Source organism: Methyloversatilis universalis FAM5, assembly GCF_000214035.2.
GTDB lineage: Bacteria > Pseudomonadota > Gammaproteobacteria > Burkholderiales > Rhodocyclaceae > Methyloversatilis > Methyloversatilis universalis.
Map to the genome: position 1 here is coordinate 108,079 of NZ_AFHG01000058.1, position 12,384 is coordinate 120,462.

Annotated in this window: 12 protein-coding genes; 4 read left to right on the plus strand and 8 right to left on the minus strand. The window is 68.3% G+C overall.

What is annotated here, in order from left to right:
- Positions 1 to 7: 7 nt before the first annotated feature.
- Positions 8 to 1,819 (minus strand): AMP-binding protein, encoded by a 1,812-nt coding sequence (locus tag METUNV1_RS17465; RefSeq protein ID WP_008064078.1) that lies wholly within the window; start codon positions 1,817 to 1,819, stop codon positions 8 to 10.
- 264 nt (positions 1,820 to 2,083) lie between these two features.
- On the opposite strand from METUNV1_RS17465, the gene METUNV1_RS17470 reads away from it, so the two are divergent.
- Positions 2,084 to 3,982 (plus strand): B12-binding domain-containing radical SAM protein, encoded by a 1,899-nt coding sequence (locus METUNV1_RS17470; RefSeq protein WP_008064080.1) that lies wholly within the window; start codon positions 2,084 to 2,086, stop codon positions 3,980 to 3,982.
- An 18-nt stretch (positions 3,983 to 4,000) separates the two neighbouring features.
- Here METUNV1_RS17470 and METUNV1_RS17475 read toward each other — a convergent pair whose 3' ends face one another.
- Both METUNV1_RS17475 and METUNV1_RS17480 read right to left on the minus strand, forming a co-directional pair.
- Positions 4,001 to 5,197: a DUF1501 domain-containing protein gene (locus METUNV1_RS17475; RefSeq protein ID WP_008064082.1), complete on the minus strand. Its 1,197-nt coding sequence runs from the start codon at positions 5,195 to 5,197 to the stop codon at positions 4,001 to 4,003.
- A 58-nt stretch (positions 5,198 to 5,255) separates the two neighbouring features.
- Positions 5,256 to 7,091, minus strand: coding sequence for a DUF1800 domain-containing protein (locus METUNV1_RS17480; RefSeq protein WP_008064084.1), 1,836 nt, complete (start codon positions 7,089 to 7,091; stop codon positions 5,256 to 5,258).
- Between the two features lie 202 nt (positions 7,092 to 7,293).
- On the opposite strand from METUNV1_RS17480, the gene METUNV1_RS17485 reads away from it, so the two are divergent.
- Positions 7,294 to 7,992, plus strand: a complete 699-nt coding sequence (locus tag METUNV1_RS17485) for an AbiV family abortive infection protein (protein ID WP_008064086.1) — start codon at positions 7,294 to 7,296, stop codon at positions 7,990 to 7,992.
- A gap of 10 nt (positions 7,993 to 8,002) precedes the next feature.
- Here METUNV1_RS17485 and ruvB read toward each other — a convergent pair whose 3' ends face one another.
- The 3 genes from ruvB to METUNV1_RS17500 are packed head-to-tail and all read right to left on the minus strand — an operon-like array spanning position 8,003 to position 10,407.
- The gene (ruvB, locus tag METUNV1_RS17490) at positions 8,003 to 9,070 is read right to left on the minus strand and encodes a Holliday junction branch migration DNA helicase RuvB (protein ID WP_008064087.1); all 1,068 of its coding nucleotides are present in this window, start codon (positions 9,068 to 9,070) and stop codon (positions 8,003 to 8,005) included.
- 4 nt (positions 9,071 to 9,074) lie between these two features.
- Complete coding sequence (locus METUNV1_RS17495; RefSeq protein WP_008064088.1) at positions 9,075 to 9,764, minus strand: pseudouridine synthase; 690 nt, start codon at positions 9,762 to 9,764, stop codon at positions 9,075 to 9,077.
- A gap of 1 nt (position 9,765) precedes the next feature.
- A complete protein-coding gene (locus tag METUNV1_RS17500) occupies positions 9,766 to 10,407 on the minus strand; it encodes an MBL fold metallo-hydrolase (RefSeq protein ID WP_008064089.1) in 642 nt (213 codons plus the stop codon).
- A gap of 140 nt (positions 10,408 to 10,547) precedes the next feature.
- Between METUNV1_RS17500 and METUNV1_RS17505 the strand changes: the two genes are divergently transcribed.
- Together METUNV1_RS17505 and METUNV1_RS17510 are read left to right on the plus strand one after the other, a co-directional pair.
- The gene (locus tag METUNV1_RS17505; RefSeq protein ID WP_008064090.1) at positions 10,548 to 11,252 is read left to right on the plus strand and encodes a glutathione binding-like protein; all 705 of its coding nucleotides are present in this window, start codon (positions 10,548 to 10,550) and stop codon (positions 11,250 to 11,252) included.
- A 61-nt stretch (positions 11,253 to 11,313) separates the two neighbouring features.
- Positions 11,314 to 11,520, plus strand: a complete 207-nt coding sequence (locus METUNV1_RS17510; protein ID WP_008064091.1) for a hypothetical protein — start codon at positions 11,314 to 11,316, stop codon at positions 11,518 to 11,520.
- A gap of 35 nt (positions 11,521 to 11,555) precedes the next feature.
- Here METUNV1_RS17510 and METUNV1_RS17515 read toward each other — a convergent pair whose 3' ends face one another.
- Positions 11,556 to 11,945 (minus strand): YchJ family protein, encoded by a 390-nt coding sequence (locus METUNV1_RS17515; RefSeq protein WP_008064092.1) that lies wholly within the window; start codon positions 11,943 to 11,945, stop codon positions 11,556 to 11,558.
- Complete coding sequence (locus tag METUNV1_RS17520) at positions 11,942 to 12,382, minus strand: outer membrane lipoprotein (protein WP_008064093.1); 441 nt, start codon at positions 12,380 to 12,382, stop codon at positions 11,942 to 11,944. Before METUNV1_RS17520 ends, METUNV1_RS17515 begins: the two co-directional genes overlap by 4 nt.
- Positions 12,383 to 12,384: the final 2 nt, after the last annotated feature.

Sequence of the window (12,384 nt, forward strand, 5' to 3'; positions counted from 1 at the left end):
TGAAGCCTCAGGCGGCGTTGGCGTTGCCGTCCGCGGCGCCGATCAGCGCTTCCAGTTCGGCCACCAGTGCGCTGCCCATCTGTTCGCGCAGTGCCCGCGCCAGTTCGGCAATGGTCGGGTGGCGGAACAGCAGCGTGGTCGGCAGATCGACCGGCAGCAGTTCGGTGACCCGTGCCACCACCCGCACCGCCTTCAGCGAGTCGCCGCCCAGTGCGAAGAAGTTGTCGTGGATGCCGGCTGCTGCACTGTCCAGCACCGCCTCCCAGGCCTGGGCCAGCACCCGCTCGACCACGTCGCGCGGCATTTCGCGCGGCGAGCGGCGGGCGGACGCCAGGCGCTCGGCCATGCCGATGCGCTGCATCTTGCCGGTCGCGCCCTTGGGGATTTCGTCGACCAGCAGCAGTTCGCTCGGCACCTTGAAGTCGGCCAGCCGGGTGAACAGGTGGGCACGCAGCCCGGCGGCGTCAGTGACCGCGTGCGGGCGCAGCACCACCGCCGCCGCCACGTCCTCGCCCAGCGTGGCGTGCGGTACCGCGAAGGCGAGCGCCTGCGCGACGTCCGGGTGACCCAGCAGCACTTCGTCGATTTCGCGTGGCGTGATCTTCTCGCCGCCGCGGTTGATCATTTCCTTGAGCCGGCCGGTGATGAACAGATAGCCGTCGTCGTCGAAATAGCCTTCGTCGCCGGTGCGGAACCAGTCGCCGCTGAATGCGCTGCGGTTGGCGTCGGGATTGGCGTGGTAGCCGCGCATCACGTTGGGCCCGCGGATCGCGATTTCGCCGCGTATGCCGGCCTCCAGTTGAGCCCCGGCCGGATCGAGTATGGTCATGTCCGGACCCGCCGGGCGGCCGACCGAGCCCGGCTTGCGCGGCTGCGGCGGCAGCGGGTTGCTGGCCATCTGGTGCGCCGCCTCGGTCATGCCGTAGGCCTCGACCACCGGGCAGCCGAAGTGCGCTTCGAGCGCGGACAGCGTGCTGGGGGCCAGTGCGGCCGAGGACGAGCGGATGAAGCGCAGCGGCCGGGCCGGCCGGCGTTCGCCGGCAGCGGCCAGCACCGCCTGGTGCATGGTGGGCACCGCTGTGTACCAGGTGGCACCGCAGGCATCCATCCAGTCGAAGAAGGCCGGCAATTGCAGGCCGGGTGCGCACACGGTACGGCCGCCGGCCGCCAGAGGTGCCAGCAGGCCGGCCACCAGCCCGTGGATGTGGAACAGCGGCATCGCGTTCAGCGCGCAGTCGTCCGCGCCCAGCGCCAGCGAGGCCGCGACGTGCCGCATCGACGCGGCGAGGTTGGCCTGACTGAGCGGTACCTGCTTCGGACGCGAGGTGGTGCCCGAGGTGTGCAGCACCAGTGCGATGTCGTCCGGAGAGGCGTCGTCGGAGAAGGCAGCGCCGTCGTCCGCACACAGGCCGGTGTCCACCTCGATCAGCGGCAGGCCTCGCGCCTGCGACACTTCGCGGGCCAGTGCCGGGCTGTCCGGCGTCACCACGATGGCGCGCACCGCCAGATCGTCGATGTAGAAGTCGAATTCGCTGCGCGGGTACTGCGGGTTGAGCGGCGCGCAGGCGGCCGCCGACAGCGTGCCCAGCACCGCCAGCGCCATGTCCGGCCCGTTCGGCGCGATCACCGCCACCCGGTCTTCGCGCGCGATACCCAGCGCCCGCAGGCGGGCGGCGACCGCGCGCATGCCGGCGGCCAGTGCGGCGCGCGTGACGGTGCGGCCGTCGGCGGCGAGCAGCGCGGCCTGCTGGCCATCGGTGTCGGCATGGGCGCGGAGCAGGGCGGTCACGGTGAGCGCGGTGGGCGAGGCGAAGGACATTGCGGCCTTTCTTCTTGTGTCGTGTGTTTCTGCTGTTCGGACTGACGGCGTGCGGCGGCCTCCCCGGGCGCGCCGCTTTCAACCTGCATCATAGGGGGGAGGCCGGTTACACCCTGTTAAATTTGCGGCCGCCAGACGCCATCTCGCCGCCCAGCGTGAGCTATTGCGCGGATAGTCGCGGCATCAGGTACCCTCGCCGGCCTGTTGTCCCGCTTTTTCATGTCCATGAGCGCGCCTGCCCTCGTTCCGAGCCCCGTCCCGCGTGTGCTGTCCATCGTCCCGCCGATGACGCAGCTGAACACGCCCTACCCGTCCACCGCCTATCTGACCGGCTTCCTGCGTTCGCGCGGCGTCGATGCGGTGCAGGCGGATCTGGCGCTCGAACTGGTGCTGGATCTGCTGTCGCGCGACGGGCTGGCCACGCTGCGCGATGCCTGCGAGGCGCTGCCGCAGAAGAAGCGGCCGCACGCGGCGGCCAGTTTCGCCGCGCAGTACCCGCGCTATGCGCAGACCATGGCGGCGACGCTGGCCTTCCTGCAGGGGCGCGACCCGACGCTGGCGCACCGCATCGCGTCGCGCGGCTTCCTGCCCGAGGGCCCGCGCTTCGAATCGCTGGAGGTGTACATCGACCCGGAGGGCGGCGATCCGCTGGGCTGGGCCTTCGGTGCGCTGGGCGTGCAGGACCGCGCGCGCCATTTCGCGACGCTCTATCTGAACGACGTGGCGGACGCGATCCGCGAGGCGCTGGACCCGCGTTTCGAATTCGTCCGCTACGCCGAATCGCTGGCGCAGAGCCAGCCCAGCTTCGATCCGCTGGCGCAGGCGCTGGCCGCACAGCCGACCGCGGTCGATCGCGCGCTCGACCGCCTGACCCGCGCCGCGCTGGAACGCCACCGGCCGCAGGTCGTGCTGCTGTCGGTGCCCTTTCCCGGCTCGGTGTACGCCGCCTTCCGCATCGCGCAGACGGTGAAGGCGGTCGATCCGGCCATCGTGACCGTGCTCGGTGGCGGTTACGCCAACACCGAGCTGCGCGAACTGGCCGAACCGGGGGTGTTCGACTTCTTCGATTACGTGACGCTGGACGCCGGCGAGCGGCCGCTGCTCGCGCTGCTCGACCATCTTGCCGGCCGCCGTTCGCGCCAGCGGCTGGTGCGCACCTTCCTGCGCGAGGCGGATGGGGACGAGGGCGCAGGCGCGGTGCGCTACGTGAATTTCGCCGAGCCGGACGTGCCGTTCGAGGAAGTCGGCACGCCGACCTGGGACGGCCTGCCGCTGGACCGCTACCTGTCGCTGCTGGACATGCTCAACCCGATGCACCGGCTGTGGTCGGACGGGCGCTGGAACAAGCTCACGGTGGCGCACGGCTGCTACTGGAAGAAGTGCAGCTTCTGCGACGTGAGCCTGGACTACATATCGCGCTATGACGCCGCCAGCGCCACGGTGCTGGTCGACCGCATCGAAGCCATCGTGGCCGAAACCGGGCAGACCGGTTTCCACTTCGTCGACGAGGCGGCACCCCCGAAATCGCTGCGTGCGCTGGCGGCCGAACTGCGCCGGCGCGACCTCAGCATTTCATGGTGGGGCAATATCCGCTTCGAAAAGTCCTTCACGCCGGAGCTGTGCGCCGAACTGGCCGACAGCGGCTGCATCGCCATGTCCGGCGGGCTTGAGGTGGCGAGCGACCGGCTGCTCAAGCTGATGAAGAAGGGGGTGTCGGTGGAGCAGGTGGCGCGGGTGACCCGCGGCTTCGCCGATGCCGGCATCCTGGTGCATGCCTACCTGATGTACGGCTTCCCGACCCAGACCGTGCAGGACACGGTCGACGCGCTGGAATACGTGCGCCAGCTGTTCGAGCATGGCTGCATACAGAGCGGTTTCTTTCACCGCTTCGCCTGTACCGTGCATTCGCCGGTCGGGCTGAATCCGGAAGAGTACGGCGTCACGCTGCAGCCGCTGCCGCCGGTCACTTTCGCGAAGAATGACGTCGGCTTCGTCGATCCGACCGGTACCGACCATGACGCGATGGGCGTGGCGCTGAACAAGGCGCTGTACAACTACATGCACGGCATCGGTCTGGACGAGGACGTGCGCAGCTGGTTCGGCGGCCGGGTGCCGAAGACGCGCGTGCCGCGCCACTTCATAGAGCGCGCGCTGCAGGGCTGAGCCGGCAGCGCGGCGGGTTCAGCCGAATACCGGCACCGGCGCGAAGCGCCCCTTCAGCACCTGATCGGCGGCACCGAGCTTCAGCCAGCCGTAGATCGCGCTGGCATAGGCGTGGCGGAAATCCGTCGTATGCACCAGATTGCCGCCGGCATCGAGTGCGCCGAGGTCGGAAGGCGTGCCGTAGTGACCGCCCTTGACCGCCTTGCCGGCGAAGAACATGACGTTGGCGGTGCCGTGGTCGGTGCCCAGGCTGGTGTTCTCGGCGGCGCGGCGGCCGAATTCCGAAAAGATGAGCAGGCTCACGCGGTCGGCCTGGCCCAGTCTTTCCATGTCGCGCAGGAAGCCGCTGATCGCGTCCGCGGTGTAGGTGAGCAGGCGCTGGTGCAGGTCCGGCTGCTGCACGTGGGTGTCGAAGGCGTTGTTGCGATAGCCGGCGTAGTAGAGCCGCGCCGGCAGGCCGGCCGCGATGCAGGCCGCCACCTTGGGCAGGCCGAGCGGAACGATGCCGTAGTCGATCGGCGTCTTGTAGCGCGACCAGGCTTCGCGCACCGCCAGCGACGATTCACGCGCGCTGACCGCCACCTGTTCGAGGAAGCGACGCGACGGGTTGTCGCGGCTGGCCACCGTCACGTCGTCGAGCAAGGCGCGTTCTTCGTGCAGCGCGCTGCGCATGAAGCGCTCCGGGTCGTCGAACACCACCGGCGTATGCACCCGGCTGCGCACCGCCAGCGACTGCGTGCTGTCGATGTTGAGCACATAGTTGGGCGTGGGCTGGGGCGACATCGTGTCGGCCAGCCGGCCGACCCAGCCGTAGTCGTCGCCGCTGTTCGGCGTGGCCGTATGCCAGTAGGCCATGGACGTGAAGTGAGAGAACGATGGGTTTTCGTAGCCGCAGCCATGCACGACGGCCAGCTGTCCGTCCTTCCACAGCCGCTCGAAGCCGGCCAGGCCGGGGTTGAAGCCGAAGCGCTCGTCCAGCCGGCGCAGTTTGTCGGGCCGGATGCCGATATTGGGGCGCAGCCGGTAGTAGCGGTCGTCGGCGTAGGGCACGACCGTGTTCAGGCCGTCGTTGCCGCCAGACATTTCGAACACCACCAGGATGCGGTTGTCCGCTTCGGCCGCAGCCGCGGCGCGGGCGATGGTGCCGAACAGGCCGGGCACGAACAGGCCGGCGGAAGCTTTCAGGATGCGGCGGCGGGTGTGATCTGTACTCATGGTGCGGACTCCGGTGCGTTCAGGGCGCGCTCAGGCTGTGTCGATGCGTAGGGGCGGGTCAGCCCAGCTGGTACTCGGGGCGGCTCAGCAGCAGGTGCAGCAGCACGCGCAGCGGGTCTTCGGCGTAGCTGGCGGCCGCCTTCAGGTCGGCGGTGCCCAGTTCCTTCTGCAGGAAGGCGGACAGCTTGCCGCGGGTGGCCGCGTCCAGCGGCACCGACAGGAAACGTCCTTCCAGATAGCCGACCGCCTGCTCCGGGGTGCGGCAGCCCGCGCCCAGCACCATGCCGGTCAGATCCAGCCGGGCCACGGTGCGTGGAATCGGCTTCACCCGTTCCACCGCCATCTGCCAGCCGCGGTAGCTGCCGTAGCGGGTGTTGAAATCCTCGTTGCGGTCGCCGTTCATCGTCGACATGGCCATCATTTCCATGCCGCCTGCGCCGCCGCCCGGCTTGGTGGCGGTGGTCAGGTCCTGTCCGCTGCGCACCCGCTCGTGCAGGTCGCGGATTTCGTAGCCGGCCTGGGCCAGCGGGTAGCGGTCGCCCGGGATGTAGTTGATGTCCGGCAGCACCAGGTCCAGCGCGAAGTTGCCGCGCTCCAGCAGCAGGCCCGGCGTGATCCAGCTGCGGCCCTGGGCCCAGCCGGCCACGGTCGGCGGATGCATCAGGCGCTGGCCGAGCGCCGAGGTGGTTTCGTTGAAGTCGGGCACGCCCGGCACCTCGGCGAGGCCGAGCTTGCGGTAGGTCGATACCAGCAGTTCCACCGGCCCCTTGATGCGGGTGGCCACCGATTCCGGCGCGTAGAAATCGCGCGACAGGAAGAGGCCTTCGAGGAAGGGCGCAATCTCGTAATTGGCCGCTTTCAGCCGCCGGCCCAGTTCGGCCGCCAGCGCAGGGTCGATGTCCTCGCGCACGAAGTGGCGGTACAGCTTGCTGGCCAGGAATTCCGGCGTAACCGGCTGGTCGAGGATGATGTCGATCACCTGCACGCCGTCGAAGCGCCCGTGCCGGCCCAGCACCTCTTTCGGGCCATCGTCGTGGCGGTCGGCGTCGATGTGGAAGGCGGTGCCGCGGAAATTCCAGCCGGTGAAGGCGCGTGCCGCTTCGCGAATGTCTTGTTCGCCGTAATGGCCGACGCCCATCGTGAACAGCTCCATGATTTCACGGGCGAAGTTCTCGTTCGGTGCGCCTTTCACGTTCACGCCGGCGTCCAGGAAAGCCAGCATGGCCGGATCCTGCGCGACACCGATCAGCAGTGTGCGGAAGTTGCCGAGTCCCTGCTTCTGGAACAGGTCGAGCTGGGCCAGCATCTTGCGGTAGTCGCGCACCTTCTCTTCGTTGGTGGCGAAATGACCGTGCCAGAACAGCGCCATCCGCTCTTCCAGCGGCCGCGGCGAAGTGAGCATGCGATTGGCCCACCAGTAGGCGACGCGGTCGGTTTCCAGCCGGCTGGCGCGCAGCCAGTAGAAGAACTTGTTCACCACCGGCTGCATGCGGCGGTTGCCGTCCTGCTTGACCTGCACACCGAGCGCCTCGCCCTGGGCGCGCGCCAGATCGGTGGTGGCCGGCCGGCTGGCGGGAAAGGGATCCAGTCCGTCGTCGAACACGCCGGAGTGCTCGAACGGCGGCAGCGTTGTCGCCGGCACGCCTTCGAAGCGCACCAGCCGGCGCACTGCCTGGGCCGGTGTCAGCTTGGCCAGGGCGTCGACCTCTTCCGGCGTGCCGCCGAAGCCGGCGCGTTCCAGCAGATGGGCGGCGCGGGCGCGGTTCCAGTCCGCAGGCGCGATCGGGGCGAGGTCGCCGGCCCAGGGCGAAGCGGCGGCCGCGAGACCGCTGCAGGCCAGTACCGTGACGGCAATCAGGCCGGACAGGCGCCGGCGGGAGGCGAAGGAGGACATCGCGGACATCTCCGGAAAGGATGCGGAAATATAGGGCGGGGCGCTGTCCGGCCTCACGTGCAATTTGCCCTGCACCGCTAGGGATATTCTCGATTCCCGCCCGCGGGCTGCGCCCGCTCCCGTTGCCGGCCGGTGCTGGACGGTTTCTGGCGCGCTGGGTATGCTTTTTTCGACGCCCGCCCCGTGTAACCGGAGTTCTGCCGTGTCCACCGCATCCCTGGTCAGCATCCCGCTCAGTTCCCGCCTGCTGCGCACCATGCGCGACGTGGCCATCGACAACGCCCGCCAGCTGCTGCATGAAGCGCCATTGCTGCTGCGTCACCACCACCATGCGCGTGCCGCGCTGCTGGCCCGTATCGCGATCGAGGAGGTCGGGCGCGCGGTACAGGCCTTCGACGCGCTCGGTCGCAACGTGACCGACGAAGCGGTGGCGATGCGGGTGAAACTCAATTTCGAGGACTACCCGAAGCGCATGAATGCAGCGGTTTTTCCGCTGTTGCTGGAAGAGCCGCAGCGGCGCGACGAGGTGATGGCGCAGATCGAAGACCTGATCGAGGCTGGCCAGAGCGCGCGTGATCCGGCGCTCTATACCGGCGTGGATTCGCTGACCGGCCGCGTCACCACGCCCAATGGCTCGATCGGTCCGGCGGCGGCATCACGGCGCGTCGCGCTGGCCAAGGACATTTTCGCCCGTGGCGAAATGCTGGTGCTGTTTACGCCGCCCAAGCTGCGTACCCGCGCCGAGGACCGCGCGTTCGCGCTGCGGCCGGGCGAACTGATCGCGGCCCGTCAGGGGGTCGAGGCGTGGGAGGTGTATATCGAGAACATCCGCGCCGGTGACGCGCGTTTCGATTCCGCGCTGGACGAAATGCGCCGCCGCGCCGCCGACGGCGAACGCTGACCGGCAGGCGTCAGCCCGCCGGCTTGTCGTCCCACAGTGAGGCGGCTGCCGGTCCGGGCGCGGCGAATCCCATGTGGCGATAGATCGCCGCAGTGGCCACCCGGCCACGTGGCGTGCGCTGCAGATAGCCCTGCTGGATCAGGTAGGGCTCCAGCACGTCCTCGATGGTGTCGCGCGATTCGCCGATCGCGGCGGCGAGGTTGTCCACGCCGACCGGACCGCCGTCGAACTTCTCGATCACCGCGCCGAGCAGCTTGCGGTCCATCAGGTCGAGGCCGACGCTGTCCACGTCCAGCATCACCAGCGCCGCGTCCGCCACCTCGCGCGTGATGGTGCCGTCCGCCTTCACCTGCGCGTAGTCGCGGCAGCGGCGCAGCAGGCGGTTGGCGATGCGTGGCGTGCCGCGCGAGCGGCGGGCGATTTCCAGGCTGCCGGCGTCGTCGATCGCGCAGTCCAGCAGCCGGGCCGAGCGGCGCACGATGAGCGCCAGTTCGTCAGCGGTGTAGAACTCGAGCCGGGCGACGATGCCGAAGCGGTCGCGCAGCGGGTTGGTGAGCATGCCGGCGCGTGTGGTGGCGCCCACCAGCGTGAAGGGCGGCAGGTCGAGCTTGATCGAACGCGCGGCCGGGCCTTCGCCGATCATGATGTCGATCTGGAAATCCTCCAGCGCCGGGTAGAGGATTTCCTCCACCACCGGGCTCAGACGGTGGATTTCGTCGATGAACAGCACGTCGTTCGGTTCAAGATTGCTCAGGATCGCGGCCAGATCGCCGGCGCGCTCCAGCACCGGGCCCGAGGTCTGGCGCAGATTGACGCCCATTTCCGCGGCGACGATGTGGGCCAGCGTGGTCTTGCCGAGGCCGGGCGGGCCGAACAGCAGCACGTGGTCCAGCGGCTCGCTGCGGCCGCGCGCCGCGGCGACGAAAATGTCGAGCTGGTCGCGGATCTTCTGCTGGCCGATGTATTCGTCGAGCCGCTTCGGCCGCAGTGCGCGCTCCAGCGCGTCTTCCTGCGGGCTCGCCGGTGCGGCCGACACGATGCGCGGCCCGCTGGGCAGAGAATCGGTCTGGATGGCCATGCGCTTACACCTCCGACGGATCGATCCAGCGCCACTCGCCCGGCGCCAGATCGGCCGGCAGTTTCAGCCGGCCGACCGCCACCCGGTGCAGCGCCTCACAGCGGTTGCCGGCGGCGGCCACCATGCGTTTGACCTGGTGGTACTTGCCTTCACCTATCGTGATGGCGAGCCGGTTCGCGTCCAGCTGTTCAACCGCGTGCGCGGCCACCGAGATGCCGGGCGCGTCGTTCAGTTCAACGCCGCCGCGCAGCGCGGCGAGCTGGGCGTCGTCCACCGGGTGCTTCGTGGTGGCGACATAGCGCTTCAGCACGCCGTGCTTGGGCGAGGTGAGCTTGTGGATGAACTGGCCGTCGTCGGTCAGCAGCAAGAGGCCGGTGGTGTCCTCGTCCAGACGGCCGACGCACTGCACCGCACGGACCACCAGCGGCGACGGCAGCAGCGTGAATACCGCAGGATGGTGCTTGGGTTTCTGCGAGCACTCGTAGCCGGCCGGCTTGTGCAGCATCACGTAGGCCTTCTCGTGATAACGCCAGGCTTCGCCGCTGACCGTGAATTCAAGGCCTTCGGGGTCGAGTTCGACGAAGGGATCGTCGATCATTTCGCCGCCGACGGTGACGCGTTCGAGGCGCACCAGCGCGCGGCATTCGCGGCGGGTGCCGAAGCCCTGGCTCTGCAGGATGCGTTCGAGTTGCATATCAGTGATTTCCGCCCACGTAGGGGTTGTATTTGCGCTCTTCGCCGAAGGTGGACATCGGACCGTGACCGGGGATGAAGCGGATGTCGTCACCGAGCGGGAACAGTTTTTCGCGGATGGAACGGATCAGGTCGCCGTGGTTGCCGCGCGGAAAATCGGTACGGCCGATCGAGCCGGCGAACAGCACGTCGCCGACCTGGGCCAGCCGGCCTGCGCGGTCGACGAACACCACATGGCCCGGCGTGTGGCCCGGGCAGTGCACCACGTCCAGCGTCACCTTGCCCACGGTCACCGTGTCGCCGTCGGCCAGCCAGCGGGTCGGCACGAAGGGACGACAGGGCGGGAAGCCGAACATCTGCGCCTGCACCGGAAAACCGTCTATCCAGAACCTGTCGTCCGGATGCGGGCCTTCGATCGGCAGATCGAATTTTTCCGCCAGATCCTGCGTGGCGCCGGCGTGGTCGAGGTGGCCGTGGGTGACCAGTATCTTTTCCAGCGTGATGCCGTGCCGCTTCACCTCAGCCAGCACCCGGTCAAGGTCGCCGCCCGGGTCCACGACGGCGCCCTTCATCGTTTCGTCGCACCACAGCAGGGTGCAGTTCTGGGCGAAGGCGGTGACCGGAATGATGGCGTGCTGGAGCATGGGGTGTTGCCGTTGCGGGAAAGCGACATTGTACGTGGCGCCGGCGTGCGCTCCGACACGCGCATGCCGCTCACCGGCAGACAGAACTGCCGCAAGCGGTTAGGGTCGACGCCGGAATTCCGACTTCGAGGTTGCCTGCCATGATCGATCTTCATTTCTGGCCCACCCCCAACGGCTACAAGGTGTTGATGTTTCTGGAGGAATCCGGACTCGAACACCGCGTCGTGCCGGTCAATATCGGTGCCGGCGAACAGTTCAGGCCGGCGTTTCTGGCCATTTCGCCGAACAACCGGATGCCGGCCATCGTGGATCACGCGCCGGCGGGCGGCGGTGCGCCGCTGTCGGTGTTCGAATCCGGCGCCATCCTGCTCTACCTCGCGGAAAAGACCGGGCGCTTCATTCCGGCCGATCTGCGCGGTCGGGTGCAGGTGCTGGAATGGCTGTTCTGGCAGGTGGGCGGCCTCGGCCCGATGGCCGGGCAGAACCATCATTTCGTGCAGTACGCGCCGGAGCCCATCGCCTACGCGATCAAGCGCTACGTCGATGAAACCGGCCGGCTGTACGGCGTGCTGAACAAGCATCTGGCCGAGCGGGCCTTCATCGCCGGCGACGACTACACGATTGCCGACATGGCCGCCTACCCCTGGGTGGTGCCGCACCGGCGTCAGCAGATGGATCTGGACAATTTCCCGCACCTGAAGCGCTGGTACGAGTCCATACAGGCTCGGCCGGGCACGGTGCGTGCCTATGAACGCGGTGCGCAGGTGAGCGACCGGCCGGTGGTGGACGAACAGTCGCGCAAGCTGCTGTTCGGCCAGAACGCCGATACGGTGGCGAAGCAATGAGCCTGTGCTAGGCTGCAAAAGCCGTTTTCAACCTCGTCAGTGTTCCTTCGGGAGAAAGACAATGAGCACCGAAAAGCTGATCCACGACGCCGCCGACCAGTGTGACTGGGACCCCGACATGGTGGTCAGCGTACTGGCCGATTTCATCGACGAGTTCTGCGATCCGGACGATTTCAAGGCCTTCCTCGAGGCGCGCGTTGCCGAAGAGGCGGATGACGATTACGAGGAAGAAGACGAGGAAGAGGGCGGCGCCGACGAGGACTACTGAGCGGGAATCGTCGTGTCCCGGTCTGCGGCGCGCGCTCAGCGCGCGAAGTCGCCGTCTAGGTAGTACCAGCGGCCGTTTTCGCGTACGAAGCGGCTGGTTTCATGCAGCCGGTGCGCCCGACCCGCAATTTTGCTGCGAGCGACGAATTCCACGGTGCCGTGGTCGGCATCGCTCAGCGCGTGCGCTTTCACCTCCAGCCCCAGCCATCTGAGGCCCGGTTCCGGCGGCGGCAGATCCTGCGGCCGGGTGTCCGGATGCCAGGTGTCCAGCAGGTAGTCACGCCGGTCCAGCACGAAGGCGCTGTAGCGCGAGCGCATCAGCGCCTCCGGCGTCGGCGCGGCCTCGCCGGCGTGGAAGCGGGCGCAGCAATCATCCGCCGGACGACCGCTGCCGCAGACGCAGAGCGCGGCCGGTTCCGGCTTCAATACTTGCTTACCCGGGTGTTGCCGCTCGAACCGACCAGCTTGACGCGGTCGCCCGGATTGAATTTCTCGTCGCCTTCCTGCACCACTGCGATCACGTTGCCGTTGTCCAGCCGTATCGTGATTTCAAGGCCGGAACGGCGGGTGGCGCCTTCTTCGATCAGCGCGCCGGCGACGCCGCCGACCACTGCGCCGGCGATGGCGCCGGCGGTGGAGCCGCGGCCGCCCGCCAGACCGCCGATGGCAGCACCCGAGGCGGTACCCACGTGCGACTTGGTGCCTTCGATGGTGACCGGGCGCACGCTTTCCACGGTGCCCATGCGCACCGACATTTCGCGGCGCGCCTGGTCGCGCGAATAGGTGTCACCCGACAGGCTGGACTGGCAGCCGGCCAGTGCGATGCCGGCCAGCATCAGCGCGGGAAGCGCCAAGCGGTTCATGT

Coding starts and splice junctions, on each gene's coding strand:
- METUNV1_RS17465 (WP_008064078.1), bottom strand. CDS start 1,819: ATGTCCTTCGCCTCGCCCACCGCGCTCACCGTGACCGCCCTGCTCCGC.
- METUNV1_RS17475 (WP_008064082.1), bottom strand. CDS start 5,197: ATGAGTACAGATCACACCCGCCGCCGCATCCTGAAAGCTTCCGCCGGC.
- METUNV1_RS17480 (WP_008064084.1), bottom strand. CDS start 7,091: ATGTCCTCCTTCGCCTCCCGCCGGCGCCTGTCCGGCCTGATTGCCGTC.
- ruvB (WP_008064087.1), bottom strand. CDS start 9,070: ATGGCCATCCAGACCGATTCTCTGCCCAGCGGGCCGCGCATCGTGTCG.
- METUNV1_RS17495 (WP_008064088.1), bottom strand. CDS start 9,764: ATGCAACTCGAACGCATCCTGCAGAGCCAGGGCTTCGGCACCCGCCGC.
- METUNV1_RS17500 (WP_008064089.1), bottom strand. CDS start 10,407: ATGCTCCAGCACGCCATCATTCCGGTCACCGCCTTCGCCCAGAACTGC.
- METUNV1_RS17505 (WP_008064090.1), top strand. CDS start 10,548: ATGATCGATCTTCATTTCTGGCCCACCCCCAACGGCTACAAGGTGTTG.
- METUNV1_RS17510 (WP_008064091.1), top strand. CDS start 11,314: ATGAGCACCGAAAAGCTGATCCACGACGCCGCCGACCAGTGTGACTGG.
- METUNV1_RS17520 (WP_008064093.1), bottom strand. CDS start 12,382: ATGAACCGCTTGGCGCTTCCCGCGCTGATGCTGGCCGGCATCGCACTG.